The organism is Pseudomonas hormoni (genome assembly GCF_018502625.1).
GTDB lineage: Bacteria > Pseudomonadota > Gammaproteobacteria > Pseudomonadales > Pseudomonadaceae > Aquipseudomonas > Aquipseudomonas hormoni.
The window spans coordinates 5,306,847-5,333,598 of the sequence record NZ_CP075566.1 but is presented as its reverse complement, the minus strand read 5'-3'; the positions used below and the strand labels follow the sequence as shown (position 1 = coordinate 5,333,598).

The following is a 26,752-nucleotide window of genomic DNA, read 5'->3' as shown; positions in this document are numbered from 1 at the left end:
TTCGGTGCCGTCTCTCACATTTGCATCTTCATCGCCATCAATATCCGGGCAACTGCCGAGCACTTCGATACGCCCCCGGCCCAACTCCGTAAACCTGCTTGAACTGCCGATTCAGGTGGCTCTGGTCGGCAAACCCCAATTGTGTGGCCACTTCCAGCGGCAAACATCCACTCTGCAATAACCCTCGTGCCCGGGCGATACGTTGCTGTATCAGCCATGTGTGCGGTGGCATGCCAGTGGCGCGGCGGAATACCCGGGCGAAGTGGAACGGCGACAGGTTCACCGCTGCCGCCAGTTCTTCCAGCGACGGCGGCGCCGCCAGTTGCGCCTGCAGTAGTTCCTTGGCCAGGGTCACCGCCCGGTGTTCCTTGCCGGGTTTGCCAGCGTCCGGGACAGCGGCGTGACGTTGCAGCAACGACAGCATCATTTCCCGCCAGGCGGTCTGCTGTTGCAGGGCGGTGGACGGCGTCTCGAGCAGGCGATGAAGTTGGCAGAAGCCCTTCACCAGATCGGGATCGCGATACAGCGTGGCGCCAAACGCCGGCAAGGCGTGGGTCGGCAGTTCCAGCTCGGTCAGCAGCGAGAGAATCTGCCCACTGTCGGGGTAAAACGCCCGGTACAGCCAACCGTCTTCCGTGCCCTTGTGGCCAGTGTGCAATTCATCCGGATTGATCAACACCAGCGTGCCGCTGCCCGCCAGGTGTTCGGCGCCGCGATAGCGATAACGCTGGGCGCCGGCCATGATCATGCCGATCACGTAACCGTCATGCACATGGGGGGCGAAACGGTGTTCGATGTAGCGCGCGGACAACAACTCGACCCCGGCCAACGGCGCCGTTTGCCAGAAACGGATCGATTCGCCCTGATCGGTATCCATCGATTTACCCGCGACCCACGGCGGCCAGCCACTGCGGGATGCGCCGTTCCAGGTAGTAACCCGGTTGCCGGAACGAACCGTCGACGAAGCCGACATGCCCGCCCTTGGCTTGCAGCTCGAACTGGGTGCAGGCGGACAATTCCTCGGCGGGCGGCAGGCTGTGAGGAAACACAAACGGGTCGTCGGCAGCCTGGATGATCAGCGTCGGCGTACGAATTTCCCCAAGGAAATAGCGGCTCGAGGCGCGGCGATAGTAATCCTGTGCGTCGGTGTAGCCATGCAGCGGCGCGGTGACCCGGCCATCGAAATCCCAGAAGGTGCGCATGTTTTCCAGCGAGCCCAGGGCGGCCAGCTTCGCCAGGCCATCCTCGCGCCCGTCATGCTGGAACTGCCGTTGCTTGTTCTTGATGTAGGCGACCATCTCGCGCATGAAGTGCGCCTGATACACCTTCGAGAAACCCTGGCCGATACGGTCGGCACACTGATCGAGCCGAAACGGCACCGACACCGCCACGGCGCCAAGCACGCCGCTGTCGCTGCCGGTCTCGCCCAAGTGTTTGAGCAAAACGTTGCCGCCGAGGGAATAACCGACCGCGTACAGCGGCGCGAGCGGTCGTTTGGCCCGCAGGTGTCTGATGGTTTCGGCGAGGTCTTCACTGGCGCCGGAGTGGTAGCTGCGCGGCAACAGATTCGGTTCGCCCGAACAACCGCGCCAGTTCAGCGCGACGCTGGCCCAACCCTGAGCACCCAGCGCCTTTTGTACGCCGGCTACGTAAGGTGAATTGGAAGAACCGGTCAGGCCATGCAACACCAGCACCAACGGCGCGTCGGCCGTGTGCGGCCCGTGCCAGTCCAGATCGAGGAAGTCGCCATCCTCGAGCCACAAGCGTTCGCGCTCGCGTTCGATGTGTGTGGTTTTGCGCCAAAGCGGTCCCCACAAGGTTTGCAAGTGCGGGTTGCCAAGGCCGAAGGCGGGGGTGAAACGTTCTGGCGGAAGGGGCACGATTGCTCTCGATGCAGCGGTGCGCAACCTGTGCGCACCTTTTCAGGCCGGTCGGTTAACCGGCGATCTCTGCCATACGTTGCCACAACGAGTAGTAGACGCGCCCGGATTTCTGCTCGCGGTGCAGGCGCCAGTTCGATGGTAAACCGAGCGTCGACGGCGCGGTTTCGCTTTCGGTGTACACCCAGGCATCGTCCGCCAGCCATTGGCGCTCCTCAAGCAGGGTGCAAACGGCCGGCAACAGGTTCTGGTTGAACGGCGGATCGAGGAACACCAGGTCGTAAGCCACAGCTGGCTGGGTTTCCAGGTAGCGCAGGGCATCGGCCGTCTGAATCTGGCCGGTGGTGCAGCGCAGGGTGCCCAGATGTTCCTTGATGCTTGAGACCGCGATGTTGCTGGCGTCCAGCGCCTGGCCCATCGCCGCGCCACGGGACAGTGCCTCGAGGAACAACGCGCCGCTGCCGGCGAACGGGTCAAAGACCTTGGCCCCGGCTACATACGGTGCGAGCCAGTTAAACAAGGTTTCACGCACTCGGTCTGGCGTGGGGCGCAGGCCCGGTGCATCGGGGAAGCTCAGCTTTCGGCTGCCCCATTCACCGCCGATGATGCGTAGTTGGTTCACGCCGTTGTGCACGTTGTGAACAGGTTTTTTAGGACGAGTGGCCATTAATGCTCCGGAACCCCGAGCGGCTGCTCGGCAGGTTTATCAGTAGGGGCCGGTAACGGCTTTTGCGGCACGGTCGGGCCAGCGCTGACGATGACCATTTTGTCCGTGCTCAGGTGTTTGTTCAGTGCGGTTCTGACTTGCTCGACCGTCAGGCTCTGGGACTGCTGCATGAAGTCCTCCAGATAGCTCAACGGCAGGTTGTAGAAACCCATCGCGCCGAGCTGGCCGACGATATCGGCGTTGCTGGCGGTGGACAGCGGGAAGCTGCCGGCCAGTTCACGCTTGGCGTCGTCGAGTTCTTTCTCGGTCGGTCCGGTTTTAAGGTAGTCGGCGAGTACGTCCTGCACCAGTTTCAGCGTGCCTTCGCTCATCTCGGCGCGGGTTTGCAGGTTGATCATGAACGGGCCGCGCGCCTGCATCGGGGTAAAGCCCGAATACACGCCGTACGTCAGGCCGCGCTTCTCACGCACTTCGCTCATCAAACGGGTGCCGAAGCCACCGCCGCCGAGGATCTGGTTGCCCATGGACAGCGCGGCGTAATCCGGATCGTCACGGTCGATGCCCAGTTGCGCGAGCATCAGGTTGGTCTGCTTGGACGGAAACTCGATGTGGCCAATGCTGGCTTTCGGCTCGACCGGTTGCGGCAGTTTCGCCAGCGCAGGGCCTTTTGGCAGCGCGCTGGAGACTTGCGCAGCAATTGCCTCGGCCTCGGCGCGAGAAAGGTCGCCCACCAGTGCAATCACCACGTTGCCCGCGGCGTAGGCTTTCTCATGGAAAGCCTTCAACTGAGCCAGGGTAATCGCTGGAACGGTTTTCGCCGTGCCATCGCTGGAATGCGCATACGGATGGTCGCCGTACAAGCGGTTCATCAGCTCGATGCTGGCCAGTTTGCCGGGGTTCTGTTTCTGGTATTCGAAGCCGGCAAGCATCTGGTTCTTGATGCGCGCAAACGAATCGGCGGGGAAGGTCGGTTTGCCGACGACTTCAGAGAACAGTTTCAGCGCGGGCTCGCGTTTGTCCGCGGCGCTGAGGCTGCGCAACGAGGCCAGTGCCATGTCCTTGAACGCGCCGTTGCCAAAGTCGGCACCCAGGCCTTCGAAGCCCTGGGCAATGGCGCCAACATCCTTGCCGGCCACACCTTCGTTGAGCATCGCGTTGGTCAGCACGGCCAGTCCCGGCGCATCACCGTCCTGGCTGCTGCCAGCGGCGAAGATCAGGCGCATATCAAACATCGGCAGTTCACGGGCTTCGACGAACAGCACCTTGGCGCCTTCGGCGGTGTTCCAGGTCTGAACGTCCAGGCTGCGGCGACTGGGTGCCTTGCCGTCGAGTTCGGCCAGCGATTGCAGTTTCTGGCTGGACTTGGCCTTGTCGAGGGCTTCGCTGGCGTTGGACTCGTCGGTCTTCAGGAAATAGAACGCAGCAGATCCGATCACCGCGACAGCGATCAGGCCGATCAAGGCCAGACGTGGTTTTTTACGCTCACTCATGAGTCGTCTCCAGTGGCAGGACATGGGCGACGCTGAGACGTTCGCGGGTGAAATACAGCTTGGCGGCTTTCTGGATGTCTTCTGGCGTGACGCTTTCCAGTTCGGCCAGTTCGGTGTCCATCAGTTTCCACGACAGGCCGACGGTTTCCAGTTGGCCGATGGCGGTCGCCTGGCTGGTGATCGAATCACGCTCGTAAACCAGGCCGGCAATCACCTGGGCCCGCACGCGCTCCAGCTCTTCAGCCGATGGCGCGGTGGTTTTCAGCTGTTCGAGCAGCTTCCACAACCCGGCTTCGGCCTGGGCCATGGTTTTGTTTTTCTGGGTGTTGGGCGTAGCCGACAGGGTAAACAGACTATCGCCGCGGGTGTAGGCGTCGTAGCTCGACGAACCGCCGGACACCAGTTCTTCACCGCGCTCCAGCTGTGTCGGGATGCGTCCACTGTAGCCGCCGTCGAGCAGGGCCGAGATCAGCCGCAGAGCGTGGACCGAGCGCTTGTCTTCGGCGGTCGCGATGCTCGGTACGTTGAAGCCCAGCATCAGGCTTGGCAATTGCGTCTGCACGTGCAGCGTGATCTGCCTCTCGCCGGGTTCGGCCAGTTCCATCGGGATTTTCGCCGGCGGCACATCACGCTTGGCGATCGGACCGAAGTAGCGCTGGGCCAGGGTTTTCACTTCTTCCGGAGTCACGTCGCCGACGACCACCAGCGTGGCGTTGTTCGGCACGTACCAGGATTGGTACCAGTGGCGCAGCTCTTCGACTTTCATGCGGTCCAGGTCCGCCATCCAGCCGATGGTCGGCGTGTGATAGCCACTGGCCGGGTAGGCCATCGCCTTGTAGCGTTCGTAGGCCTTGGACATCGGCTTGTCGTCAGTGCGCAAGCGGCGTTCTTCTTTAATAACCTCGATCTCGCGAGCGAATTCGTCGGCCGGCAGGCGCAGGCTGGCCATGCGGTCCGCTTCGAGCTCGAAGGCCACGCCCAGACGGTCGCGGGCCAGCACTTGATAGTAGGCAGTGAAGTCGTCGCTGGTGAACGCGTTCTCTTCCGCGCCGAGGTCGCGCAGGATCAGCGAGGCCTCACCGGGGCCGACTTTCTCGCTGCCCTTGAACATCATGTGTTCCAGGGCGTGGGACAAACCGGTCTGCCCCGGTGTCTCGTAGCTGGAACCGACCTTGTACCAGACCTGGGAAACCACCACCGGCGCACGATGGTCTTCACGCACGACGACCTTCAGGCCATTGTCGAGGGTGAATTCGTGGGTGGGTTGCGGGTCGGCAGCGAGGGCTGAAAGGGGCAGACAAACTGTGCTGAGCAGCAGGCCTGCAGCGCGGCGGGCTAGAGCATTCATTCGTTTTTAAACCTGTTGAGCTGCCCGCTTGGTCTTAGCGTCGGCGGGCGAGAGGGTGCTAGGATACTGATCCGTTTTACTGGCGGCCACGCCTATCAGGCCTTTGATCGGTCAGCAGGTTGTTTGGGTTTGCGTCGGAAGCTTTGAGTTTGTCAGCTAAACTCTGCGTTTTCGCCGACGATGCCGTTCCAGTCCTTCGTATTAGTCGACCTTTGAGGTGCTGTTTGCACCTCTACAAAATGTTGCGCGTGAACAAGCTGGGTCAATCGCAGTCTGTTCTGCATCGAATATTTATTTGCCGGGGCGCCCTTAGGCGCGTCGCTACCGTGAGATAGCCGTCCTCCATGTTTGGTTCCAACGACGACAAGAAAGCCCCAGCTGCGGCTGGCGAGAAGAAAAGCCTGTTCGGATGGCTGCGCAAAAAGCCGCAGGAAACCGTCGTCGAACAGCCACAGCCCATTCCTGAGCTACCCCCTGCACCGGTAATAGATGAATCGCCGGCGCCGGTTGTCCTGCCGATCACCGAGCCGGTGCTGCAACCGGTGGTTGAGGCGCAAACCGAAGTCGTGGCCGAACAGCCGCTGACACCAGCCGCCGAGCCGTGGCTGACATTGCCGGTGGCGGAAGAGCCGGTGGCTTTGGTCGAAGACGAATTGGCGCCGCACATTACGCCGCCGATTCCAGCGCCGACTGCGTTCGCGCCTGAGCCGATTCAGGCATCGGTGGCGGAACCGGTTGTTGAGCCGATTGTTGAACCGGTTGTTGTGGCCGAGCCTGCGCCGGTTGTTCCAGAGCCTGTGATTCCTGCATTCGTCGCTCCGGCCGCTTCTGTTGTTCAAGCGCCAGAGCCTGCGCCGGTCGTCGCTCCCGTTGCCGCCGCGCCCGTCGTGCCGGTCGAAACACCCGCCGAGCCTGCGCGTACCGAAGAAACCAAGGCCGGTTTCTTCGCCCGCCTCAAGCAAGGCCTGTCCAAGACCAGCGCCAGCATCGGCGAAGGCATGGCCAGCCTGTTCCTCGGCAAGAAGATCATTGATGACGAGCTGCTTGAAGACATCGAAACCCGTTTGCTGACGGCCGACGTTGGCGTCGAAGCGACTTCGGTGATCATCCAGCGCCTGACCCAAAAGGTTGCGCGTAAAGAGCTGGCCGACGCCGATGCGCTGTACAAATCCCTGCAAGGTGAACTAGCGGCGATGCTCAAACCGGTCGAGCAGCCACTGAAAATCACCTCGCAGAACAAGCCGTTCGTGATTCTGGTCGTCGGCGTCAACGGCGCCGGCAAGACCACCACCATCGGCAAACTGGCGAAGAAACTGCAACTCGAAGGCAAAAAAGTCATGCTCGCGGCGGGCGATACCTTCCGTGCCGCGGCGGTCGAGCAATTGCAGGTCTGGGGCGAGCGCAACAAGATTCCGGTGATCGCCCAGCACACTGGCGCCGACTCGGCTTCGGTGATCTTTGATGCGGTGCAGGCCGCCAAGGCCCGCGGCATCGACGTGTTGATCGCCGACACTGCCGGTCGTCTGCACACCAAAGACAACCTGATGGAAGAGTTGAAGAAGGTTCGCCGGGTGATCAGCAAGCTCGACGCCGATGCACCGCACGAAGTGCTGCTGGTGCTCGATGCCGGCACCGGTCAGAACGCGATCAACCAGGCCAAGCAATTCAACCAGACCGTTGAACTGACGGGCCTGGCGCTGACCAAGCTCGATGGCACCGCCAAGGGCGGGGTGATTTTCGCCCTGGCCAAGCAGTTTGGCCTGCCGATTCGCTACATCGGCGTCGGTGAAGGCATCGATGACTTGCGTACTTTTGAAGCAGAACCCTTTGTCCAGGCACTGTTTGCCGAGCGGGAGCGTTCATGATTCGTTTCGAACAGGTCGGTAAACGCTACCCGAACGGTCACGTCGGCTTGCATGAGCTGAGCTTTAGAGTCCGTCGGGGCGAGTTCTTGTTTGTGACCGGCCACTCCGGCGCCGGTAAAAGCACTTTATTGCGGCTGCTGCTGGCAATGGAGCGTCCGACCACCGGAAAATTGCTGCTGGCTGGCCAGGACCTCGGCACCATCAGCAATGCGCAGATCCCTTATCTGCGTCGGCAGATTGGCGTGGTGTTCCAGAATCATCAGTTGCTGTTCGACCGCACCGTGTTCAACAACGTCGCGCTGCCGTTGCAGATTCTTGGTTTGTCCAAGGCCGAAATCGCCAAGCGTGTGGATTCGGCATTGGAACGCGTGGCGCTGTCGGATAAAACTGATCTGTACCCCGGCGACCTGTCCACCGGCCAGCAACAGCGCGTCGGCATCGCCCGCGCCATCGTTCACCGCCCGGCATTGCTGCTGGCGGATGAGCCGACCGGTAACCTCGACCCGCGTCTGGCGGCCGAGATCATGGGCGTGTTCGAGGACATCAACCGCTTGGGCACCAGCGTGCTGATCGCCAGTCACGACCTGGCGCTGATCGCGCGCATGCGTCATCGCATGCTGACCCTGCAACGCGGCCGACTGATCGGCGACGGGGAGGCAGGCGAATGAGTGCGACACGCAGCCCCAAGGTTTCCGAGCGCGTGGCACCGAAAGCCGCCGATCCGCAACCGCAGAAGAAAAACGCGACGATGACGACGGTCCGGACTTCGCCACGCTGTTTTGTGCCTGGGTCGAAAGCCATCGCGCCAGCCTGCTGGACAGTTTGCGTCGTCTGGGCAAGCATCCCATCGGCAGTTTCTTCACCTGCATGGTGATGGCGGTGGCCCTGAGTTTGCCGATGGGCCTGTCACTTTTGCTAAGTAACGTCGAGCGTCTCGGCGGTTCCTGGCAGCGTGCGGCGCAGATCTCCCTGTACCTGCAACTCGAGGCCAGTCCGGCTGAAGGCGAGTCGCTGCGTGACCAGATCAAAGGCATTCCGGGCGTCGCCGATGCTGAATATGTCGGCCGCGATCAGGCGCTGGAAGAGTTTCAGCAGCAGTCCGGTTTGGGTGAGGCGCTGAAGGAGTTGCCGGAAAACCCGCTGCCAGGCGTGGTGTTGGTGACGCCGAATGAAGTCGACAAGCCCGCACTTGAAGCATTACGACAAAAACTTTCCGAGCTGCCGAAGGTACAACAGGCACAACTTGATCTAGTCTGGGTCGAGCGTCTGGCCGCCATCCTCAAGCTGGGCGACCGGTTTGTCTTCGGTCTGACCGTGCTTCTGGTTTCTGCATTACTTTTGGTGATAGGCAATACCATTCGTCTTCATATTGAAAACCGCCGCACAGAGATAGAAGTGATTAAACTCGTGGGCGGCACTGACAGCTATGTGCGCAGGCCCTTTCTGTATATGGGCGCGCTGTATGGCTTCGGTGCGGGGATACTTTCCTGGGGCGTATTGGCGTTCGGCCTGAACTGGCTGAACGACGCGGTAGTGGGGCTGGCCGGTTTGTACGGCAGTGATTTTGCGCTGGCCGGAGTGCCGGCTGCCGACGGTCTGTCTCTCTTGCTTGGCGCGGTGCTGTTGGGGTATATCGGTGCATGGATTGCAGTCGCACGCCACCTGAGGGAGCTTGCGCCTAAGTAGTATCATTTTGCTCGTATTGACCTTTCAGCGTTTTTGGGAACTTGTCTTTCGGTTTCCGGTCAATTTTCGCAGTGCTGAACTGCACGAGTTTGTAAGTGGGAGGTTTTTTCGTATGACCAATTCTTTGCAACCTGCATATGCTCTGGTCCCGGGTGCGAACCTGGAGGCCTATGTGCACACCGTGAACAGCATTCCTTTGCTGACGCCGGAGCAGGAGCGTGAACTGGCCGAGAGTCTCTATTATGAGCAGGATTTGGGGGCGGCTCGGCAGATGGTGCTCGCCCACCTGCGTTTTGTCGTACATATCGCCCGTAGCTATTCCGGCTACGGTCTGGCTCAGGCTGACCTGATCCAGGAAGGCAACGTCGGCCTGATGAAGGCCGTGAAGCGCTTCAACCCGGAAATGGGTGTGCGTCTGGTTTCGTTCGCCGTGCACTGGATCAAGGCGGAAATCCACGAGTTCATCCTGCGCAACTGGCGCATCGTGAAAGTCGCGACCACCAAGGCCCAGCGCAAGCTGTTCTTCAACCTGCGCAGCCAGAAGAAGCGTCTGGCGTGGCTGAATAACGAGGAAGTCCACCGTGTGGCGGAAAGCCTCGGCGTAGAGCCGCGGGAAGTGCGCGAAATGGAAAGTCGCCTGACCGGCCATGACATGGCTTTCGACCCGGCCGCAGAAGCGGACGATGACAGTGCTTTCCAGTCGCCGGCCAACTATCTGGAAGACCACCGGTATGACCCGGCCCGTCAACTGGAAGATGCCGACTGGAGCGACAACTCCAATCACAACCTGCACGAAGCGCTGGAAGTGCTGGACGACCGCAGCCGCGACATCCTCTATCAGCGCTGGTTGGCTGAAGAGAAAGCCACGCTGCACGACCTGGCGCAGAAGTACAACGTGTCGGCCGAGCGTATTCGTCAGCTTGAAAAGAGCGCGATGAACAAGCTCAAGTTGTCGATCGCCGCTTAACCTGCACGAAGGCAATAAAAAACGCCCCGATCATTGATCGGGGCGTTTTTGTTTGTGCGAACTATTCCCGCATCACATCGACCCCCTGTAGGAGCGAGGCTTGCCCGCGAAGGCGGTGTGTCAGCCGATGAAGATGGTGGCTGATACATCGCCTTCGCGGGCAAGCCTCGCTCCTACAGGGGGCGGTGTTGAGTCATTGAGCCCAAGGTGCCCGGCGTGAATCGTTGAGGCCAACCAGATAGCTGTCGCCCCCCAACTGGCTCATCTGCTGCCGAATCCAGCCTGCCCGCCGAGCGACATAGTTGGTCGGATGACTTGCACTCCACACTCGTGGATTGGGTAGAACGGCAGCGAGCAAACTCGCTTGCTGGCGCGACAAAGAACGAGCGCCAACCCCAAAGTGATGCCTGGCCGCCGCTTCCGCTCCAAACACGCCGTCATCCCACTCGACGCTGTTCAAGTAAACCTCAAGAATCCGCTGCTTGGGCCAGAGCACCTCGATCAACCCGGTAAACCAGGCTTCCAGCCCTTTGCGCAACCAGCTGCGCCCAGACCACAGAAACAGGTTTTTCGAGACTTGCTGGCTCAATGTACTGGCGCCGCGCACCGAGCCGCCCAGCTCGTTGTGGGCCAGTGCGGCCCGGATCGCGCCCAGGTCAAAACCCCAATGCTCCGGGAATTTCTGATCTTCGCCGGCAATCACTGCGACTTTAAGGTCGTCAGAAATTTCATCCCAGGGTTTCCAGGTGCGTTGCAGGTCAATCGGCTCGCCGTCGAACCAGGATTCGATCTTGCGCTCGACCATCAGCGCCGTGCCCGGTGGCGGTACCACGCGAAAAATCAGCACCAGCAATACGCTGCCACCCGCGAACCAGAGCAGGGCTTTCGTGAATCGTCGCAAAAATAAACGCAGCATAGAGATGGCTTGGCCGAACCCGTTGAGCGGGCCATTATACAGACCCTGTTGATCGAGTCTGACTGGAGTTCTTCATGCTGCGTGGCTTTCTGATGCTGGCCGCTTTCTTCGGCTTCACCGGCGTTGCCCTTGGCGCGTTCGCCGCCCATGGCCTGAAAAACCGTCTGACGCCTGAATACCTGGCGATCTTCCACACCGGCGTCACCTACCAATTGGTGCACACCTTGGCATTGCTGGGTCTGGCGCTGCTGGCCACACAGATTCCGGGTCGGCTGATCACTTGGGCCGGCGCCTCGTTTGCCATCGGCATCGTGCTGTTTTCCGGCAGTCTGTACGTGTTGACCCTGACCGGCGTCAGCAAGCTCGGGATCATCACACCCTTCGGCGGCCTGGCATTCCTGGTTGGCTGGTTCTGCCTCGGTCTCGCCGCCTGGCGACTGACATGACCTTGTAGGAGCGAGGCTTGCCCGCGAAGGCGTTGTGTCAGGCGGCATCTCATCAACTGACACTACGCCTTCGCGGGCAAGCCTCGCTCCTACAAGGATCGTGTTTCAAGACGAATGGCTTGGGTCGCCAAGACTGATCGGGCTAGAATGCCTGCCCCTAAAAATGATGGCGGCTTCTTGCATGCGCATTCAGTTGAACGGCGAATCCCTTGAACTGCCCGACGGTGAAACCGTTGCGGCCCTGCTGACCCGTCTGGATCTGACCGGACGCCGGGTGGCGGTTGAACTCAATCTGGATATCGTCCCGCGCAGCCAGCATGCCGACACCACGCTGAACGACGGCGACAACGTCGAAGTCGTGCACGCCATCGGCGGCGGCTAGCCGCCCGGCCCGCAAGGGCACAGAATTCTGCAAGAACCTCACCCCTACAGAGGATTTCCCATGAGCATCGTTCGTAGCGACAAGCCTTTCGTCCTGGCCGGTCGTACTTACCAGTCGCGTTTGCTGGTAGGCACCGGCAAGTACCGCGACATGGAAGAAACCCGCCTGGCCATCGAGGCCTCGGGTGCCGAGATCGTCACCTTCGCCGTGCGCCGGACCAACCTCGGCCAGACCCCGGGCGAACCGAACCTGCTCGAAGTCCTGTCGCCGGATCGCTATACCTTCCTGCCGAACACCGCCGGCTGCTTCGACGCTACCGAGGCTGTGCGCACCTGCCGCCTGGCCCGTGAGCTGCTCGGCGGCCACAACCTGGTGAAGCTGGAAGTGCTGGCGGACCAGAAAACCCTGTTCCCCAACGTCATCGAAACCCTCAAGGCCGCCGAAGTGCTGGTCAAGGAAGGCTTCGACGTGATGGTCTACACCAGCGATGACCCGATCATTGCCCGTCAACTGGCGGAAATCGGCTGCATCGCGGTCATGCCGCTGGCCGGTCTGATCGGCACGGGCCTGGGGATCTGCAACCCGTACAACCTGCAGATCATCCTCGAAGAAGCCAAGATTCCGGTGTTGGTGGATGCCGGTGTCGGTACGGCTTCCGACGCCACCATCGCCATGGAACTGGGTTGTGAAGCGGTGCTGATGAACTCGGCCATCGCCCATGCCCAGCAACCGATCATGATGGCCGAAGCCATGAAACACGCCATCGTCGCGGGCCGCCTGGCCTACCTCGCCGGCCGCATGCCGAAAAAACTCTATGCCAGCGCCTCCTCGCCGCTGGATGGTCTGATCAAGTAAGAGCCATTGATGACTGAATCAAACGACACGCCAATCCAGACGGAAGAAGGCGACGAGCGCCAACATCGCCGCATCAAGAGTTTCGTGATGCGCGCCGGGCGCATGACCGAAGGCCAGCAAAAAGGCCTGGATCAAGGCACGCCGCTGTTTGTGCTGCCATTGGCTGACGCGCCGGTGGATTACGACCAGGTGTTCGGTCGCTCGGCGCCGCGCTCGCTGGAAATCGGTTTCGGCATGGGCCATTCGCTGCTGGAAATGGCCGCGGCCTCGCCGGAACAGGATTTCATTGGCGTGGAAGTGCACCGGCCGGGTGTCGGCGCGCTGCTCAATGGCGTACTGACTCAGGGCCTGACCAACCTGCGCGTCTACGATTGCGACGCGATCGAAGTGCTCAACCGTTGCATCGCCGACAACAGCCTCGATCGCCTGATGCTGTTTTTCCCGGACCCGTGGCACAAGAGCCGTCACCACAAGCGCCGTATCGTTCAGGCGTCGTTCGCTGAACTGGTGCGCAGCAAGTTGAAGGTCGGCGGTATTCTGCACATGGCCACCGACTGGGAACCGTACGCCGAGTACATGCTGGAAGTGATGAACGTTGCGCCGGGTTATCGCAACCTGGCTGAAGACGGCAAGTGCGTTCCGCGCCCGGCTGAACGCCCGATTACCAAGTTCGAACGCCGTGGCGAACGTCTTGGGCATGGCGTGTGGGACCTGAAGTTCGAGAAACAGCCCTAAACCCTGCGCAATACAAACTGTGGGAGCGAGCCTGCTCGCTCCCACAGTTGTTTTGGGTGTAGCCAAAGGTCAGCGGCGGTCGGCGACGACGCCGATGAGCACCAACACCACCAACAACACCGGCGCCAGGCTGTAGTTGTTGAACTGGCTCAGGCCTTTGATGATCCACGGCGTGGCGTAGATCAGCGCGAGGCCGCTGCCGACCATGCACAGCAGGGCCATCAGCGGGACGCGCAAGGCGCCGGCGATGCTGCCCAGGCGTTGGTCGACCCAGCCTTTGATGTCCGCGCCGAACAGCACCAGCAAACAGCCCACCAGCGCCAGCGAGATTTCCGACAGGTTGCTGCGGCTCCAGCGGGAGACGGTGGCGAGCAGGTCGAGTATCAAATCCATTCGTTTTCCCTTAAGGCTGAAATCAGCTCAGAAATTTTTGCAGCAAGTCGTTGAGGAACAGTTGCCCGCGCTCGGTGGCCGCCAGGCGTGACGGTTCGACCTGCAACAGGCCGCTTTGTTCGGCCTCGAGGCGGCGTTCGGCAAGGCTTTCCAGACTCAGCCCGGTACGCTCCGGGTACAGCCGCGATTCCACGCCCTCGGTCAGGCGCAAGGCGTTCATCAGGAACTCGAACGGCAGTTCATCATTGGTCAGTGCCTTCTCGCCAGCCTTGAAGCTTTTCGCAGGGTTCAGGTAGTCCTTCGGCAGGCGCGTCTTCCAGGTGCGCACGATGCGGCCGTCCGGGTGACTGAGCTTGCCGTGAGCGCCGGCGCCGATGCCGATGAAGTCGCCAAAACTCCAGTAGTTGAGGTTGTGCCGCGCCGGGCGACCGGGTTGGGCATAGGCAGAGACTTCGTATTGCGCGTAACCGTGCTCGGCCAACAGCGCCTGACCAGCCTCCTGAATGTCCCACAGCATGTCGTCTTCCGGCAGCGTCGGCGGCTGGTTCCAGAACACCGTGTTCGGCTCCAGCGTCAGTTGATACCAGGATAAGTGGGTCGGTTTGAGGGCGATGGCCTGGCGCAAATCGCTCAGGGCATCGTCAAGCGACTGATCGGGCAAGCCGTGCATCAGGTCCATGTTGAAGTTATCGAACCCGGCCTCACGGGCCATGCCGGCGGCACGTACCGCTTCGTCACCGTTGTGAATCCGCCCCAGCGCCTTGAGTTTCTCTTCCTGAAAGCTCTGGATGCCGATCGACAGCCGATTGATGCCCAATGCGCGGTAGGCGACGAACTTCTCTTGCTCGAACGTCCCCGGATTGGCCTCCAGGGTGATTTCGATGTCACTGGCAAACGGAATGCGCTGCTCGACGCCCTTTAGCAAGCGGCCCAAGGCTTCGGCGCTGAACAGGCTCGGCGTGCCGCCACCAAAGAAGATCGAGCTCAACTCGCGACCGTAGACCGCGTGCAGGTCCTGATCGAGATCGGCCAGCAAGGCGTCGACGTACTCCTGCTCCGGCAGCACCGGGCTGGCAGTGTGGGAGTTGAAGTCGCAATAAGGGCATTTGCGCACACACCACGGGATGTGGATGTACAGCGCCAGGGGCGGCAGCGTTGGCAGCGCGGCCCGAGGCGATTGTGCGGCACCGCCGTAGATCAGCGGTGACGCGGATGATTCATGGGTCATATCAGGCCTAGACGCTGGCGCAGCAGATCCATTGCACGGGCGCGGTGGCTGATGAGGTTCTTTTCGCTGGGGCTTAGCTCGGCGCTGGAGCAATCGCGCGACGGCACCCAGAACAGCGGGTCGTAGCCAAACCCGTGTTCACCACTGGCCTTGGTCAGGATGCGGCCATGCCACAGACCTTCGCAGAGGATTGGCAATGGATCGTCGGCGTGACGCACCAGCGCCAGCACACAGACGAACTGCGCACCGCGCTCGGCTTCCGGCACATCTTTCAAGGCGTCGAGCAGTTTGGCGTTGTTCGCCGCATCGCCCTGGCCATCGGCATAACGGGCCGAGTAGATCCCCGGCGCACCACCGAGGAAATCCACTGCCAGCCCCGAGTCGTCGGCCAGTGCCGGCAGACCGGAAATGCGCGCGGCATTGCGGGCCTTGAGGATGGCGTTCTCGACGAACGACAGGCCGGTTTCTTCAGGCTCGACGCTGCTGAACTCGCCGATCGAGCGCAGTTGCACCGAGCCGCCGAGCATGGCCTGGAGTTCCTTGAGTTTGCCGGCGTTGTGGCTGGCCAGTACGAGTTGCGTGAAGTTGATCATTGGCCAGGGAAGAGCTCTTGGTTGAAATTGATGGTGTTGATTTTGTCACCGGTCTGCACCTTGATGTCGAAGGTGCGGACTTCCTGCTGATCCACCGGATATTGCGCGATGTAGTAGATCGCGCCTTGTTCGGTGATCTGTTTGAATTTCAGTGGCACGGTCTGGCTGGTCAGGTCTTTGACCGAGCCGCTCACTTGAGCCATCTGCGGCTTGCCATCCTTGAGTACCGAAACGTTGATCACGCCTTGATTCTTGCTGCGGGTAAGTTCCGCGGCCTTGGCGATGTCGGGCGTCAGGAAGGTGGAGTTGAAGGTGTTGTAATGCACCGTCACATCGCCGAATTTTTCCTGACGGTCACCTTTGATGGCATCGGCAGCCATGGCGGTGACGCTCAGGCAGGCAGTGAGTAAAAACAGCGCTAGACGACCCATGATCGTTCTCCTTGTAATGTCGTGGTTCAGACCGCGACCTTGTGGTCCTGCAGCCCGGGGCTGCTGACGCGGTAGATACCGATCTCACCTAACAGATTAGGCCATAGCTTACTGGCCCACCCGTGCCGATGCTGTTGATCCACGGCAAGCCGATCAATGACCTTGGCTTCACGTTCGCGACATAACGCTTCAAAGTCTTCAAAGGTGCAGAAGTGGATGTTCGGCGTGTTGTACCAGGTGTACGGCAGAAACTCGGACACCGGCATCCGGCCCTTGCTCGCCAGGTACCAGCGGCAGCGCCAGTGACCGAAGTTGGGGAAGGTGATGATGCACTGGCGACCGACGCGCAGCATTTCGTCGAGGATCTTGTCCGGGTAGTGCACGGCTTGCAGCGCCTGGGTCATGACCACGATGTCGAAGCTGTTGCTGGCGAAGTTGCCCAGGCCCTTGTCCAGGTCCTGTTCGATGACGTTGATGCCCTTGGCCACGCACTCGGCGATGTTGTCCGCGTCGTTTTCCAGGCCGTAACCGGTCACTTGCTTGTTGTCCCGCAGCCACGTCAGCAGCTCGCCGTCGCCGCAACCGAGGTCGAGCACGCGGCTGCCGGCGGGGATCCATTCCTGGATGATTTCCAGATCAGCTCTCATGGCTTTCTCACAACGTAATGCGGTTCATGTAATTGCTGAACGCCTGCAGGTAGCGCGGGATCGGAATCAGGAAGGCGTCGTGGCCTTGCGGAGCATCGATCTCGAGGTAGCAGACGTCTTTCTTGGCCGCCATCAATGCGTCCACCAGTTCCCGCGAGCGGGCAGGGGAGAAGCGCCAGTCGGTGGTGAAGGACATCACGCAGAACTTGGCCGAGGCGCCGGCGAAGGTTTTCGCCAGGTCATCGTCGAAGTTCGCCGCCGGGTCGAAGTAGTCCAGCGCCTTGGTCATCAGCAAGTAGGTGTTGGCGTCGAAACGCCCGGAGAACTCTTCGCCCTGATAACGCAGGTAGCTTTCGACCTGGAACTCGACGCTGTGGAAGTCGTAGTTGAGCTTCTCACTCTTGAGGCCACGGCCGAATTTCTCGCCCATGGAATCGTCGGACAGGTAGGTGATGTGCCCGACCATCCGCGCCAACATCAAGCCGCGCTTGGGGATCACGCCCGCTTCCTGGAACGAACCGCCGTGGAACTCGGGGTCGGTGAGGATCGCCTGGCGTGCCACTTCGTTGAACGCGATGTTCTGCGCCGACAGCTTCGGTGCCGAGGCGATGGCAAGGCAGTGACGAATGCGATCGGGGTAAGTGATGCTCCACTGCATCGCCTGCATGCCGCCGAGGCTGCCGCCAATCACGGCGGCCCATTGGCTGATGCCGATCCGGTCGGCCAGACGTGCCTGGCTGTGCACCCAGTCTTCCACGGTCAGCACCGGGAAATCGGCACCGAACGGCTTGCCGGTTTCCGGGTTGACGCTGCTCGGGCCGGTGGAGCCGTTGCAACCGCCGAGGTTGTTCAGGCTGACCACGAAGAACTTGTTGGTGTCGATCGGTTTGCCGGGGCCGATGCAGCTGTCCCACCAACCGGGCTTGCGGTCGTCTGGGCTGTGGAAACCGGCAGCGTGATGGTGCCCGGACAAGGCGTGGCAGATCAGCACGGCGTTGCTCGCCGTGGCGTTCAGCGTGCCGTAGGTTTCGTAGATCAGGTCATACGCCGGAAGCGAACGGCCGCAGGCCAGGGCCAGGGGTTCGCTGAAGTGCGCCACTTGCGGCGTCACCAGACCAACAGAATCGGGGGGAAAGGCAGTTGGCATCGACCCTGCTCTCGTTGAAATGAGGCGTAAGTCTAAAGACCGGTGGGGTTAGCGGCAAGCAAAGGCCCGAGCTGATTTTATTCAGTTGGACCGAGGTGCGGCATTCGCGGGCAAGCCTCGCTCCTACAGGGATTTCGTAGATCCTGTGGGGGCGTGGCTTGCCCGCGAAGAACGATGACGCGGTATCAGATCAGGCCGAGCAGCCCCTGCGGCATCAGGGCAAAGTACGCCAGGCGCGGAATCAGCCAGCTTTGCAGCAACTGGATCACGATAAACGCGAAGATCGGCGAGATGTCGAGGCCGCCCAGGTTCGGAATGATCCGGCGGAACGGGGCCAGTACCGGTTCGGTAATCTGCGCGACCAGCTCGGCGCCCGGATTGTGACTCCCCGGGGCTACCCAGGACAGAATCACGCTGATGATCATCGCGTAGAACAGGATGTTCAAAAACAGCGAGAACAGCGCAATCAGCGACCAAGGCACCAGCAGCACCCAGTCGACCATGAAGCCTTTGAGCGACACGATGACCGCGATCAGCAGCATCTGCACGATCAGCGCCAGCACCAGCGACGACATGTCCAGCCCGAACATGCTCGGGATGACGCGGCGCAGCGGCTTGAGCAGCGGCTGGGTGGCCTTGACGATGAACTGGCAGAGCGGGTTGTAGAAGTTCGCCCGGACCAGTTGCAGGATGAAGCGCAACAGCACGATCAGCAGGTACAGGCTGCCCAGGGTTTTGATGATGAAAATGGCAGCGTCATTGAGTCCGAGCATTATTGATTCCTTTGTAAGAGCTGATTAGCGGCCAAGTTGCTCAGCCATCTCGGCCGAGCGGTGCGCAGCGGCACCCAGTGCTTTTTCTACCAGGGCTTCGAAGCCATCAGCCTGGAACGATTTGATTGCAGCTTCTGTAGTGCCCGCAGGCGAAGTCACGCGGCGGCGCAGTTCAGCGGCGTCGACATCGCTGGCAACCGCCATGTGCGCGGCACCCAGCGCGGTTTGCAGGGTCAGTTGCGCGGCGATGTCCGCCGGCAGACCAAGCTTCACGCCAGCGGCGGTCATGGCTTCGATCAGCAGGAAGAAGTACGCAGGGCCCGAGCCGGACACGGCGGTGACGGCGTCCAGTTGCTGTTCTTCGTTCAACCACAAGGCGATGCCGACGGCCGACAGCAGCTCTTGCGCCTGCTGGCGTTGCTCTGCGGTCACTTCGGCAGTGGCGAACAAACCGCTCACGCCCTGACGCAGCAGCGCCGGAGTGTTGGGCATGCAGCGCACGATCGGTTGCGCGCCGAGCCAGTTGTTCATGCTTGCGCAGGTGATGCCGGCGGCGATCGACACCACCAATTGATTCGGTTTCAAACTTGGGCGAATCGCTTCGCAAACGGCTTTCATCGCCTGGGGTTTGACCGCCAGCACAACCACGTCCGCGCCTTGAATGGCCTCGGCGTTGTCGGCGAATACGTCGATGCCGTGTTCGGCGTTCACTTTGGCGCGGGTTTCAGCGCCCGGATCGCTGGCGCGGATCTGCGCGGCGTCCAGACCTTTGGCGCGCAGGCCGCCGATCAGGCTGGCGGCCATGTTGCCGGCACCGATAAAGGCAATACGAGTCTTGCTCATGTCAGGTCCTTATAAAGAGAGGAGTCAGCCATGTTCATGGTTGACCGTAGTCGCGGGCGCCAAACAGGGCCGTACCGATGCGGACCCAAGTGGCGCCCATGGCGATGGCCGACTCGAGGTCGTGGCTCATGCCCATGGAAAGTGTGTCGAGCGGCAGGTTCAGGCTGGCTTGCAGGCTTTGCACGGCAGCAAAAGCAGCGTCCTGAGCGGCGCGATCTTCAGTCGGCTCGGGAATCGCCATCAACCCGCGCAGCTTGAGGCGCGGCAGCTCGTTGATGGCGTGGGCCAGGGCGGGCAGATCGGCCGGGGTGCAGCCGGATTTGCTGGCTTCACCGCTGACGTTGACCTGGATGCAGATGTTCAGTGGCGGCAGATCGGCGGGACGTTGTTCGGACAGGCGTTGTGCGATTTTCAAACGATCCACGGAATGCACCCAGTCGAAATGCTCGGCGATAGCGCGAGTCTTGTTCGATTGAATGGGGCCGATGAAGTGCCAGATCAAGGGCAGGTCGGCCAATTCGAGTTGTTTGCCCAGGGCTTCCTGCAGGTAGTTCTCGCCAAAGTCGCGCAGGCCGGCGGCGTGGGCTTCACGTACGGCGTCAGCGGGCTTGGTCTTGCTCACGGCCAATAGCTGGACGCTGTGCTCGTTGCGGTGGGCGGCAAGGGCGGCAGCCCGGATGCGTGAACTAACCAGGGCAATGTTGTCTGCTATCGTGGACATTCAAGAGGCGCCAGCGGGTCTGAGGTTGGCGGCATTCTACTGGAATTGAGGAGTGCTATGGATATCACTGAACTGCTGGCGTTCAGCGCCAAACAAGGAGCGTCCGACTTGCACCTGTCGGCAGGCCTGCCACCGATGATTCGCGTCGACGGCGATGTGCGGCGCATCAACCTGCCGGCTCTGGACCACAAGGAGGTGCATGAGCTGATCTACGACATCATGAATGACCTCCAGCGGGTGGACTTCGAGAAGCATCTGGAAACCGACTTTTCCTTCGAAGTCCCCGGCGTGGCGCGTTTTCGGGTCAACGCCTTCAACCAGAACCGTGGTGCTGGCGCCGTATTCCGGACCATTCCGTCCAAGGTCCTGAGCATGGACGACCTGGGCATGGGGGAAGTGTTTCGCAAGATTACCGAAGCACCCCGTGGCCTGGTGCTGGTGACTGGCCCGACCGGTTCCGGCAAGTCCACCACCCTGGCAGCGATGATCGATCACCTGAACAGCAATCGCCATCACCACATTCTGACCATCGAAGACCCGATCGAATTCGTCCACGAATCACGCAAATGCCTGATCAATCAGCGCGAAGTCCATCGCGATACCCGCAGTTTCGCCACCGCCTTGCGTTCGGCCCTGCGGGAAGACCCGGATGTGATTCTGGTGGGGGAAATGCGGGATCTGGAGACCATTCGTCTGGCGCTGACCGCTGCCGAGACCGGTCACCTGGTGTTCGGCACGCTGCACACCACGTCGGCGGCGAAAACCATCGACCGGGTGGTGGATGTGTTCCCGGGGGACGAGAAGTCGATGGTGCGTTCGATGCTGTCCGAATCATTGCTGGCGGTGGTGTCGCAGACGCTGGTGAAGAAGATCGGCGGTGGGCGCATCGCGGCGCACGAGATCATGCTGGGGACATCGGCGATCCGTAACCTGATCCGCGAAGACAAGGTCGCACAGATGTACTCGTCGATTCAGACCGGGGGGAATCTGGGGATGCAGACGCTGGATATGTGCTTGAAGGATCTGGTGACCAAAGGCTTGATCAGTCGCGAGCATGCGCGGGAGAAGGCGCGGTCGCCGGATAACTTCTGAGGGTTGGAATGCTGGACTGTGGCGAGGGAGCTTGCTCCCGCTGGGCTGCGAAGCGGCCCTAAAAAACTGGGAGCGCTGCGCACTCCAGCGGGAGCAAGCTCCTCGCCACAAATGCCTGCCTTCAGGAATGTGTCAGCAAATCAGCGCTGAACGACCTGCAAGGTGTTCTTCTCTTTCGGCAGAACCCGCTTGGCAACCACGTAGTGGCTTTCCCAGTACGGTTTCTTCAAGGTGTCGATGGTCACCGACTTGCCACGGCGTGGTGCGTGGATGAAGCGGTCGTTGCCCAGGTAGATGGCAACGTGATTGACCCGGCGGCTCTTGATGTTGAAGAAAATCAGGTCGCCCGGCTTCAGATCCTTGCGATCGACTTTCTCGCCATGACCGCTGGCCATGGCATTCGAAGTGCGCGGCAGGTCGAACGTGGCGTCGTTGAACGCGTATTTCACCAGGCCGCTGCAATCGAACCCTTTGCTTGGGCTGCTGCCGCCCCAACGGTAAGGTGTACCGAGGACGTTCACGGCGCGGCTCAGCACGTTGCTGCTTTCCTTGCTCGCCATCGGCGGAACAAGGCTGCTTTTGCTGGCCAGCTGCGGGGCGCGTTTTACGGCTTGTTTGTTTTTGCTCGAAGGAGCAGAAACATGGGATTTGGGGGTGTAACCATTAACGTTAGGAAGACGTTGCTCACGATTGGTGGCGTGGGCGGCCAGTGGCATCAAAAGGCAAATGGTTAGCCATGTCTTGAAAAATGGACGCATTAGGCAAGGCTCATATAGGTTAGCGCGCAACTTTATAACAGCTTTTTTGAGCCTTCCGAGGCCGTTGGTCGATTCAAACGGGAGGCAACGGAACCAAATAAGCGTTAAATGGACGCAATTGTCGGACAGAACTCAGTTGTTACAAGGGTTTGACGGCAGACAAGGTAGCACCTGCCATACGTCGGCTACTCGTAAAAAAGTCACAAAGATTTAAAGAATATTTATCTATCGTGTGAATTGAGGTCATCCATGAACACCTATCAACACCCCGTTCCGCATCAGGACACCCACAGCAAAGTGATCGGTTATCTGCTGTGGATTCTCGGTTTTACCGGGGCGCACCGCTTCTATTACGGCAAGCCGGTGACCGGGACGATCTGGTTTTTCACCTTCGGTTTGCTGGGCATTGGCTGGCTGATCGACCTCTTCCTGATTCCGGCGATGGACCGGGAAGCGGACCTGCGTTTCACCGCCGGGCCGATCGAATACAACGTTGCGTGGATTCTGCTGACGTTTCTGGGGGTGTTCGGCGTACACCGGATGTATCAGGGGAAGTGGATCAGCGGGTTGCTGTACCTGGTGACGGGCGGGTTGTTCTTTCTGGGGGTTTTGTATGACTTCTGGACGCTGAATGATCAGGTTTCTGTGCGTAACGCACAGAACAAAGGCACGTTCTAGTAAAAGCATCGCTAGCAAGCCGGCTCCTACAAGATCGGTGTATTGTCACGGATTTGTGAGCACTACAAGCCCTGTAGGACAAGCTTGCTCGCGATGCAGCGACTCGTCTTAAGCTTTGTGATTAATTCATCCATGGTTTTTTTCGGTTCAATTATTTGGTTGATAGTCGTAGTCGATTATAGATATAAACCGTTGCGGTTAAACTATAAAGCATTGAAATAAAAAAGTGGTCCGGGGTATACCAAAAGAGCGAGCTTCCAGCGAGGATGGCGATAGATGTTATTGTTAAGAGCGCCGATATCATAGCCAGCAATAGCCTGCTGCATCGAGGGTCTGATTCTCTTGCATTGCAAATCAACTGTAGCAGGTGGGTTATAGTAAGCGATAAAAAGATAGCTGCTATGAAAGCTATAGGGATGGCAATTGAGTCTTGGTTGATGTTGTATGCCCCTGTTATTTGATTTTTAATTATGATGGTTGTTGCGGTAGTAGAGGTTATCAAAACAAGTAGCGGATATATGTAATTCATGATTTTTAATAACGCCTAATTAGTTGATTGGATGCCCAGCCCGCATCCAATCAAGATGTCAGTACATTTAAAGCGGATTAGGTTGGAAGCCTTCTCCGTACAGCTTTATTATATGTTCGCCTGTAATGTCGATTTCATAAGGCCTCCCCGAAAATAATCTACCTGCAGTGGTCAGTATTTCCAATACTGGAGCCCTGTTGCTAGCGTCAAAATCGAAAGTATCCGTATATGCTTTCACTATCCCATCGAACTCCCAAGTGTTATTTTCATTTCTAGTAAAATCTCCCTCAATCTTTAAAGTGATTCTACCTAGATACGCTCCTGTTATCGCACTGGCATCGAATGTGTTATAGGCAACTTTAGGGTCTGATAGGTGATAGATTCCAGCCTCGCGTGTGCTGGCTATTGTGCTTATCAACAACGGGATATGCTGAGCTTGAATATCCAGCCCTATATTGTTTATATTTACGCTGAGTTTCTCTCCATTCCCCCAAAGGTAATGAGTGAATGCCTTTACTGGTGAAAAAGTTCCTCCTGAAAGCTCAGGTGTTATTTTTTCATATCTCGTGCTGTAGCCATTCGCCGAGGCTCGATTTAATGCTTCTGTGTTGCTTGCATTTTGTTGTGCTGCGAGAGCATCGGCGAGGCTAAAGTTGACGAGTTTATTTTTAAAGTACGCATGTGTAACGATTGGTGATTTGTTTAAAAGGTAATTGTCGCTTTCGGTTATTTTCCAAAGATCCCTAATGGCGCCAAGCGCGTCATTATTGTTGATTGATCTTTCTGCCATTTTTAGTTCGTAGGTAAATGCCTTGAGTCCACTTTTCATTTCCAACCAGTCGTGAAACATATCCATGTCAGCGGAGGAAATGACGGGGCCTTCGGCTAACGGTAGTGAATACATCATACCGTCGGTGGTGATAATAGCCTCTCCAGCGCCTTGCCAATCAGCTGTAGCGTAAGTTCCCCATCTGAACCCGGTATTAATTGTAAAGCCTCCAAATGTCCCTGTGGTGACGATTGGAGGTAATGTAAGTCCATTTTTCATATGTTGCTCCTTGTCCCTGCGCAGGAGGCGCAGAGATATGTATTAGTTTCTCCTTGCTCGATTGATATTAAGTGATGATTCGCGTATTCGCGTCTCATAACGCTGTAGGCTAATTCGGATTGTTATGAAGGGAGATTAAGACTTTATTTGAATTTCGCGTCTCATCTTTTTGGGAAATGGTATTGGCTTACAATTTTTACGGAGTTTTCTGACAAGCAGGCGATTTGGAATATTTGCTCAGTGCTCGTTCACACTGCTCGAAATGAAGATATTGAATGTCTGGGGGAGGCGTGTAGCGTCGTAGATCGCGACGAGGAGGCAGTTACGGCCCCCTCGCCACGAGGTTTACGCCTGGTGGCTGATCCGCCCATCCACCAGGGTGTAACGCACCACACCCGGCAGGGTATGCCCAATGAACGGGCAGTTCTCACCCTTGGACAGCCAGGTTTCACCGGCCACGGTCGAAGCCGTCGGGTCGAACAGCACGATGTCCGCAGCCCCACCCACCGCCAGTTTCCCCGCTGGCAGGCGCAAGGCTTCGGCAGGCCCGGCACTCAGGCGCGCCAACAACGTCGGCAGATCCAGCAAGCCATCCTCCACCAGCGTCATCGCCAACGGCAGCAGCAGTTCGACACTGCTGATCCCCGGCTCAGTTGCACCGAATGGCGCCAGTTTGGCATCCCGCTCGTGTGGCTGGTGATGGCTGGAAATGGCCGAGACCACCCCCGACTTCACTGCCTCACGCAAGCCATCGCGGTCGGCGCGGGTGCGCAGCGGCGGCTGGACGTGATAGAGGCTGCTGAAATCGATCAGCGCTTCATCGGTCAGGATCAACTGGTACAACGCGACATCAGCCGTCACCGGTAGCCCACGGGCCTGAGCCTGAGCGATCAGGGCCACGCCGCGAGCGCTGGTCAGCTGGCTGAAGTGCGCGCGCACGCCACTTTGCTCGACCAGCAGCAGATCCCGGGCCAATGCCACGGTTTCGGCGGTCTCCGGAATGCCCGGCAAACCCAAGAAACTGGCGGTTGGGCCTTCATGCGCCAAGCCACCTTCGGCCAGATCATGGTCCTGGGAGTTGAAAATCACCGTCAGGTCGAAGGTCGCCGCGTACTCCAGCGCACGGCATAGCGTGCGAGTGTTGCGGAAGCTTTCCAGGCCGTTGCCGAAGGCCACGCAACCGGCGTCGCGCAAGGCAACGAGCTCTGCCAGTTGCTCACCGTCCAGACCTTTGCTCAGCGCGCCGATCGGGAAGACTTTGGTGTTGCCGGCCTCGCGGGCACGGTCGAGGATCAGTTCGGCCACGGCCGAGGTGTCCAGCACCGGTTTGGTTTTCGGCGGGCAGCACAGGCTGGTCACACCACCGGCCGCGGCAGCGCGGGTTTCGCTGACGATCGAGCCTTTGCGGCTGTAACCCGGCTCGCGCAGGGCGACGTTCAGGTCAACCAGGCCAGGGGCGGCCACCAGGCCTTGGGCGTCGAGGGTGTCGACGGCGACGAAACCGGCGGGTGCGGCGCCAATGGCGACGATCTTGCAGGCTTCGATGTGGATATCAGTCACTTGATCCAGCCCGCTGACTGGATCGATCACGCGGGCGCCGAGAATGCTGAGCTTCACTGGGCGTTCTCCTGCTCGAATTGGCGCTGGGCAGTCTGCCCGCTCATGGCCATGGACAACACGGCCATACGTATGGCGATGCCGTAGGTCACCTGGTTGAGAATCACCGAGTGCGGGCCGTCGGCCACCGCCGACTCAATTTCCACGCCGCGGTTGATCGGGCCCGGGTGCATGACAATGCAATCCGGTTTGGCGCCGGCCAGGCGCGCGGTGGTCAGGCCGAACAGGCGGTAGAACTCGCCTTCGCTCGGCAGCAGGCCGCCGGTCATGCGTTCACGTTGCAGGCGCAGCATGATCACCACGTCGACGTCCTTCAGGCCCTCGGTCATGTCGGTGTAGACCTTCACGCCGTATTGCTCGATGCCGATCGGCAGCAGGGTTTTCGGCGCGATGACGCGAATGTCCGGGCAACCGAGGGTTTTCAGCGCCAGCATGTTCGAGCGCGCGACCCGCGAATGCAGGATGTCGCCGACGATGGCTACCGAAAGGTTTTCGAAACCGCCCTTGTGCCGGCGGATCGTCAGCATGTCGAGCATGCCTTGGGTCGGGTGGGCGTGACGGCCGTCGCCGCCGTTGATGATCGCCACTTGCGGGCACACGTGTTCGGCGATGAAGTGCGCGGCGCCGGAATCACCGTGACGCACGACGAACATGTCGGCGGCCATGGCTTCCAGGTTGCGCAGGGTGTCGAGCAGGGTTTCGCCCTTGCTCGCCGACGAGGTGGACACGTTCAACGTGATCACGTCCGCCGACAGCCGCTGGGCCGCCAGTTCGAAGGTGGTGCGGGTGCGGGTGGAGTTCTCGAAGAACACGTTGCACACGGTCTTGCCGCGCAGCAACGGGACTTTCTTCACCGCCCGGGCGCCGACTTCGAGGAACGAGTCGGCGGTGTCGAGTATTTCCGTCAGCAGCTCGCGGCGCAAACCGTCGAGCGAGAGGAAGTGGCGCAGCTGGCCCTGATCATTGAGCTGCAGCGGGCGCTTGGTTTCTAGAGGCGTCATCGCGAGGGGGACTCTC

The 26,752-nt window shown here is 59.8% G+C and carries 28 protein-coding genes and 1 pseudogene; 10 read left to right on the top strand and 19 right to left on the bottom strand.

From position 1 onward, the window contains the following. Positions 1-37: 37 nt before the first annotated feature. Genes KJF94_RS24830 through KJF94_RS24810 form a run of 5 tightly spaced genes read right to left on the bottom strand, consistent with a single transcriptional unit; the run spans position 38 to position 5,385 of the window. Complete coding sequence (locus tag KJF94_RS24830) at positions 38-877, bottom strand: AraC family transcriptional regulator (protein ID WP_214379528.1); 840 nt, start codon at positions 875-877, stop codon at positions 38-40. A 4-nt stretch (positions 878-881) separates the two neighbouring features. Then, the gene (locus KJF94_RS24825; RefSeq protein ID WP_214379526.1) at positions 882-1,880 is read right to left on the bottom strand and encodes a hydrolase; all 999 of its coding nucleotides are present in this window, start codon (positions 1,878-1,880) and stop codon (positions 882-884) included. Between the two features lie 55 nt (positions 1,881-1,935). Further along, complete coding sequence (gene rsmD, locus KJF94_RS24820) at positions 1,936-2,547, bottom strand: 16S rRNA (guanine(966)-N(2))-methyltransferase RsmD (protein ID WP_214379523.1); 612 nt, start codon at positions 2,545-2,547, stop codon at positions 1,936-1,938. Further along, positions 2,547-4,037 (bottom strand): M16 family metallopeptidase, encoded by a 1,491-nt coding sequence (locus KJF94_RS24815; RefSeq protein WP_214379521.1) that lies wholly within the window; start codon positions 4,035-4,037, stop codon positions 2,547-2,549. The genes rsmD and KJF94_RS24815 overlap by 1 nt, the downstream gene beginning before the upstream one ends. Then, entirely contained in the window at positions 4,030-5,385 is a 1,356-nt protein-coding gene (locus KJF94_RS24810) for a M16 family metallopeptidase (RefSeq protein ID WP_214379519.1), read from the bottom strand. Before KJF94_RS24810 ends, KJF94_RS24815 begins: the two co-directional genes overlap by 8 nt. Before the next feature lie 344 nt (positions 5,386-5,729). On the opposite strand from KJF94_RS24810, the gene ftsY reads away from it, so the two are divergent. From ftsY to rpoH, 4 genes and pseudogenes are all read left to right on the top strand, one after another. Further along, a complete protein-coding gene (ftsY, locus tag KJF94_RS24805) occupies positions 5,730-7,250 on the top strand; it encodes a signal recognition particle-docking protein FtsY (protein WP_214379517.1) in 1,521 nt (506 codons plus the stop codon). Then, the gene (gene ftsE / locus KJF94_RS24800; protein ID WP_008026149.1) at positions 7,247-7,918 is read left to right on the top strand and encodes a cell division ATP-binding protein FtsE; all 672 of its coding nucleotides are present in this window, start codon (positions 7,247-7,249) and stop codon (positions 7,916-7,918) included. The genes ftsY and ftsE overlap by 4 nt, the downstream gene beginning before the upstream one ends. Then, a pseudogene (gene ftsX, locus KJF94_RS24795) lies at positions 7,915-8,936 on the top strand (permease-like cell division protein FtsX). Before ftsE ends, ftsX begins: the two are co-directional and overlap by 4 nt. A gap of 112 nt (positions 8,937-9,048) precedes the next feature. Beyond that, the gene (gene rpoH / locus KJF94_RS24790) at positions 9,049-9,903 is read left to right on the top strand and encodes an RNA polymerase sigma factor RpoH (protein ID WP_007897890.1); all 855 of its coding nucleotides are present in this window, start codon (positions 9,049-9,051) and stop codon (positions 9,901-9,903) included. Positions 9,904-10,096: 193 nt separating this feature from the next. On the opposite strand, the gene mtgA is transcribed toward rpoH, so the two are convergent. Next, a complete protein-coding gene (mtgA, locus tag KJF94_RS24785; RefSeq protein WP_214379515.1) occupies positions 10,097-10,819 on the bottom strand; it encodes a monofunctional biosynthetic peptidoglycan transglycosylase in 723 nt (240 codons plus the stop codon). 74 nt (positions 10,820-10,893) lie between these two features. On the opposite strand from mtgA, the gene KJF94_RS24780 reads away from it, so the two are divergent. From KJF94_RS24780 to trmB, 4 genes are all read left to right on the top strand, one after another. Further along, positions 10,894-11,265 (top strand): DUF423 domain-containing protein, encoded by a 372-nt coding sequence (locus KJF94_RS24780; RefSeq protein WP_214379513.1) that lies wholly within the window; start codon positions 10,894-10,896, stop codon positions 11,263-11,265. A gap of 181 nt (positions 11,266-11,446) precedes the next feature. Beyond that, entirely contained in the window at positions 11,447-11,647 is a 201-nt protein-coding gene (gene thiS / locus KJF94_RS24775; RefSeq protein ID WP_167394879.1) for a sulfur carrier protein ThiS, read from the top strand. Between the two features lie 60 nt (positions 11,648-11,707). Further along, entirely contained in the window at positions 11,708-12,502 is a 795-nt protein-coding gene (locus tag KJF94_RS24770; protein ID WP_008036703.1) for a thiazole synthase, read from the top strand. A gap of 9 nt (positions 12,503-12,511) precedes the next feature. Then, a complete protein-coding gene (gene trmB, locus KJF94_RS24765; RefSeq protein WP_214379511.1) occupies positions 12,512-13,237 on the top strand; it encodes a tRNA (guanosine(46)-N7)-methyltransferase TrmB in 726 nt (241 codons plus the stop codon). Positions 13,238-13,306: 69 nt separating this feature from the next. Here the strand turns inward: trmB and KJF94_RS24760 are convergent, their stop codons facing one another. The 9 genes from KJF94_RS24760 to KJF94_RS24720 form a co-directional block, all read right to left on the bottom strand. Next, entirely contained in the window at positions 13,307-13,630 is a 324-nt protein-coding gene (locus tag KJF94_RS24760; RefSeq protein WP_157712796.1) for a DUF3392 domain-containing protein, read from the bottom strand. A 22-nt stretch (positions 13,631-13,652) separates the two neighbouring features. Continuing rightward, entirely contained in the window at positions 13,653-14,858 is a 1,206-nt protein-coding gene (gene hemW, locus KJF94_RS24755; RefSeq protein ID WP_250548193.1) for a radical SAM family heme chaperone HemW, read from the bottom strand. Then, the gene (gene rdgB / locus KJF94_RS24750) at positions 14,855-15,451 is read right to left on the bottom strand and encodes an RdgB/HAM1 family non-canonical purine NTP pyrophosphatase (protein WP_214379510.1); all 597 of its coding nucleotides are present in this window, start codon (positions 15,449-15,451) and stop codon (positions 14,855-14,857) included. Before rdgB ends, hemW begins: the two co-directional genes overlap by 4 nt. Beyond that, positions 15,448-15,882 (bottom strand): DUF4426 domain-containing protein, encoded by a 435-nt coding sequence (locus tag KJF94_RS24745; protein ID WP_214379508.1) that lies wholly within the window; start codon positions 15,880-15,882, stop codon positions 15,448-15,450. Before KJF94_RS24745 ends, rdgB begins: the two co-directional genes overlap by 4 nt. A 26-nt stretch (positions 15,883-15,908) precedes the next feature. Next, complete coding sequence (gene metW, locus KJF94_RS24740) at positions 15,909-16,529, bottom strand: methionine biosynthesis protein MetW (RefSeq protein ID WP_214379506.1); 621 nt, start codon at positions 16,527-16,529, stop codon at positions 15,909-15,911. A 7-nt stretch (positions 16,530-16,536) separates the two neighbouring features. Then, positions 16,537-17,676, bottom strand: coding sequence for a homoserine O-succinyltransferase MetX (gene metX / locus KJF94_RS24735; RefSeq protein WP_214379504.1), 1,140 nt, complete (start codon positions 17,674-17,676; stop codon positions 16,537-16,539). A 185-nt stretch (positions 17,677-17,861) separates the two neighbouring features. Then, on the bottom strand, positions 17,862-18,449 hold the full coding sequence (locus tag KJF94_RS24730; RefSeq protein WP_214379502.1) for a YggT family protein: 588 nt from the start codon (positions 18,447-18,449) through the stop codon (positions 17,862-17,864). Between the two features lie 24 nt (positions 18,450-18,473). Next, positions 18,474-19,292: a pyrroline-5-carboxylate reductase gene (gene proC / locus KJF94_RS24725; protein ID WP_214379500.1), complete on the bottom strand. Its 819-nt coding sequence runs from the start codon at positions 19,290-19,292 to the stop codon at positions 18,474-18,476. Positions 19,293-19,326: 34 nt separating this feature from the next. Then, positions 19,327-20,013 (bottom strand): YggS family pyridoxal phosphate-dependent enzyme, encoded by a 687-nt coding sequence (locus KJF94_RS24720; protein WP_214379498.1) that lies wholly within the window; start codon positions 20,011-20,013, stop codon positions 19,327-19,329. A 57-nt stretch (positions 20,014-20,070) separates the two neighbouring features. On the opposite strand from KJF94_RS24720, the gene KJF94_RS24715 reads away from it, so the two are divergent. Then, positions 20,071-21,105: a type IV pilus twitching motility protein PilT gene (locus KJF94_RS24715; protein ID WP_214379496.1), complete on the top strand. Its 1,035-nt coding sequence runs from the start codon at positions 20,071-20,073 to the stop codon at positions 21,103-21,105. A 140-nt stretch (positions 21,106-21,245) separates the two neighbouring features. Here KJF94_RS24715 and KJF94_RS24710 read toward each other — a convergent pair whose 3' ends face one another. Further along, the gene (locus KJF94_RS24710) at positions 21,246-21,863 is read right to left on the bottom strand and encodes a C40 family peptidase (protein ID WP_214379494.1); all 618 of its coding nucleotides are present in this window, start codon (positions 21,861-21,863) and stop codon (positions 21,246-21,248) included. Positions 21,864-22,112: 249 nt separating this feature from the next. Between KJF94_RS24710 and KJF94_RS24705 the strand changes: the two genes are divergently transcribed. After that, positions 22,113-22,541: an NINE protein gene (locus KJF94_RS24705; RefSeq protein ID WP_214379492.1), complete on the top strand. Its 429-nt coding sequence runs from the start codon at positions 22,113-22,115 to the stop codon at positions 22,539-22,541. 596 nt (positions 22,542-23,137) lie between these two features. On the opposite strand, the gene KJF94_RS24700 is transcribed toward KJF94_RS24705, so the two are convergent. From KJF94_RS24700 to KJF94_RS24690, 3 genes are all read right to left on the bottom strand, one after another. After that, a complete protein-coding gene (locus tag KJF94_RS24700; protein WP_214379490.1) occupies positions 23,138-24,118 on the bottom strand; it encodes a lipid II-degrading bacteriocin in 981 nt (326 codons plus the stop codon). Between the two features lie 345 nt (positions 24,119-24,463). Continuing rightward, a complete protein-coding gene (locus tag KJF94_RS24695) occupies positions 24,464-25,735 on the bottom strand; it encodes a dihydroorotase (RefSeq protein WP_214379488.1) in 1,272 nt (423 codons plus the stop codon). Next, entirely contained in the window at positions 25,732-26,736 is a 1,005-nt protein-coding gene (locus tag KJF94_RS24690) for an aspartate carbamoyltransferase catalytic subunit (RefSeq protein WP_007897943.1), read from the bottom strand. The genes KJF94_RS24695 and KJF94_RS24690 overlap by 4 nt, the downstream gene beginning before the upstream one ends. Positions 26,737-26,752 lie beyond the last annotated feature (16 nt).

Excerpts from the sequence above, each read along its gene's own strand:
- KJF94_RS24830 (WP_214379528.1), bottom strand. The coding sequence starts at position 877 with ATGGATACCGATCAGGGCGAATCGATCCGTTTCTGGCAAACGGCGCCG.
- rsmD (WP_214379523.1), bottom strand. The coding sequence starts at position 2,547 with ATGGCCACTCGTCCTAAAAAACCTGTTCACAACGTGCACAACGGCGTG.
- KJF94_RS24815 (WP_214379521.1), bottom strand. The coding sequence starts at position 4,037 with ATGAGTGAGCGTAAAAAACCACGTCTGGCCTTGATCGGCCTGATCGCT.
- KJF94_RS24810 (WP_214379519.1), bottom strand. The coding sequence starts at position 5,385 with ATGAATGCTCTAGCCCGCCGCGCTGCAGGCCTGCTGCTCAGCACAGTT.
- ftsY (WP_214379517.1), top strand. The coding sequence starts at position 5,730 with ATGTTTGGTTCCAACGACGACAAGAAAGCCCCAGCTGCGGCTGGCGAG.
- ftsE (WP_008026149.1), top strand. The coding sequence starts at position 7,247 with ATGATTCGTTTCGAACAGGTCGGTAAACGCTACCCGAACGGTCACGTC.
- rpoH (WP_007897890.1), top strand. The coding sequence starts at position 9,049 with ATGACCAATTCTTTGCAACCTGCATATGCTCTGGTCCCGGGTGCGAAC.
- mtgA (WP_214379515.1), bottom strand. The coding sequence starts at position 10,819 with ATGCTGCGTTTATTTTTGCGACGATTCACGAAAGCCCTGCTCTGGTTC.
- KJF94_RS24780 (WP_214379513.1), top strand. The coding sequence starts at position 10,894 with ATGCTGCGTGGCTTTCTGATGCTGGCCGCTTTCTTCGGCTTCACCGGC.
- thiS (WP_167394879.1), top strand. The coding sequence starts at position 11,447 with ATGCGCATTCAGTTGAACGGCGAATCCCTTGAACTGCCCGACGGTGAA.
- KJF94_RS24770 (WP_008036703.1), top strand. The coding sequence starts at position 11,708 with ATGAGCATCGTTCGTAGCGACAAGCCTTTCGTCCTGGCCGGTCGTACT.
- trmB (WP_214379511.1), top strand. The coding sequence starts at position 12,512 with ATGACTGAATCAAACGACACGCCAATCCAGACGGAAGAAGGCGACGAG.
- KJF94_RS24760 (WP_157712796.1), bottom strand. The coding sequence starts at position 13,630 with ATGGATTTGATACTCGACCTGCTCGCCACCGTCTCCCGCTGGAGCCGC.
- hemW (WP_250548193.1), bottom strand. The coding sequence starts at position 14,858 with ATGACCCATGAATCATCCGCGTCACCGCTGATCTACGGCGGTGCCGCA.
- rdgB (WP_214379510.1), bottom strand. The coding sequence starts at position 15,451 with ATGATCAACTTCACGCAACTCGTACTGGCCAGCCACAACGCCGGCAAA.
- KJF94_RS24745 (WP_214379508.1), bottom strand. The coding sequence starts at position 15,882 with ATGGGTCGTCTAGCGCTGTTTTTACTCACTGCCTGCCTGAGCGTCACC.
- metW (WP_214379506.1), bottom strand. The coding sequence starts at position 16,529 with ATGAGAGCTGATCTGGAAATCATCCAGGAATGGATCCCCGCCGGCAGC.
- metX (WP_214379504.1), bottom strand. The coding sequence starts at position 17,676 with ATGCCAACTGCCTTTCCCCCCGATTCTGTTGGTCTGGTGACGCCGCAA.
- KJF94_RS24730 (WP_214379502.1), bottom strand. The coding sequence starts at position 18,449 with ATGCTCGGACTCAATGACGCTGCCATTTTCATCATCAAAACCCTGGGC.
- proC (WP_214379500.1), bottom strand. The coding sequence starts at position 19,292 with ATGAGCAAGACTCGTATTGCCTTTATCGGTGCCGGCAACATGGCCGCC.
- KJF94_RS24720 (WP_214379498.1), bottom strand. The coding sequence starts at position 20,013 with ATGTCCACGATAGCAGACAACATTGCCCTGGTTAGTTCACGCATCCGG.
- KJF94_RS24715 (WP_214379496.1), top strand. The coding sequence starts at position 20,071 with ATGGATATCACTGAACTGCTGGCGTTCAGCGCCAAACAAGGAGCGTCC.
- KJF94_RS24710 (WP_214379494.1), bottom strand. The coding sequence starts at position 21,863 with ATGCGTCCATTTTTCAAGACATGGCTAACCATTTGCCTTTTGATGCCA.
- KJF94_RS24705 (WP_214379492.1), top strand. The coding sequence starts at position 22,113 with ATGAACACCTATCAACACCCCGTTCCGCATCAGGACACCCACAGCAAA.
- KJF94_RS24700 (WP_214379490.1), bottom strand. The coding sequence starts at position 24,118 with ATGAAAAATGGACTTACATTACCTCCAATCGTCACCACAGGGACATTT.
- KJF94_RS24690 (WP_007897943.1), bottom strand. The coding sequence starts at position 26,736 with ATGACGCCTCTAGAAACCAAGCGCCCGCTGCAGCTCAATGATCAGGGC.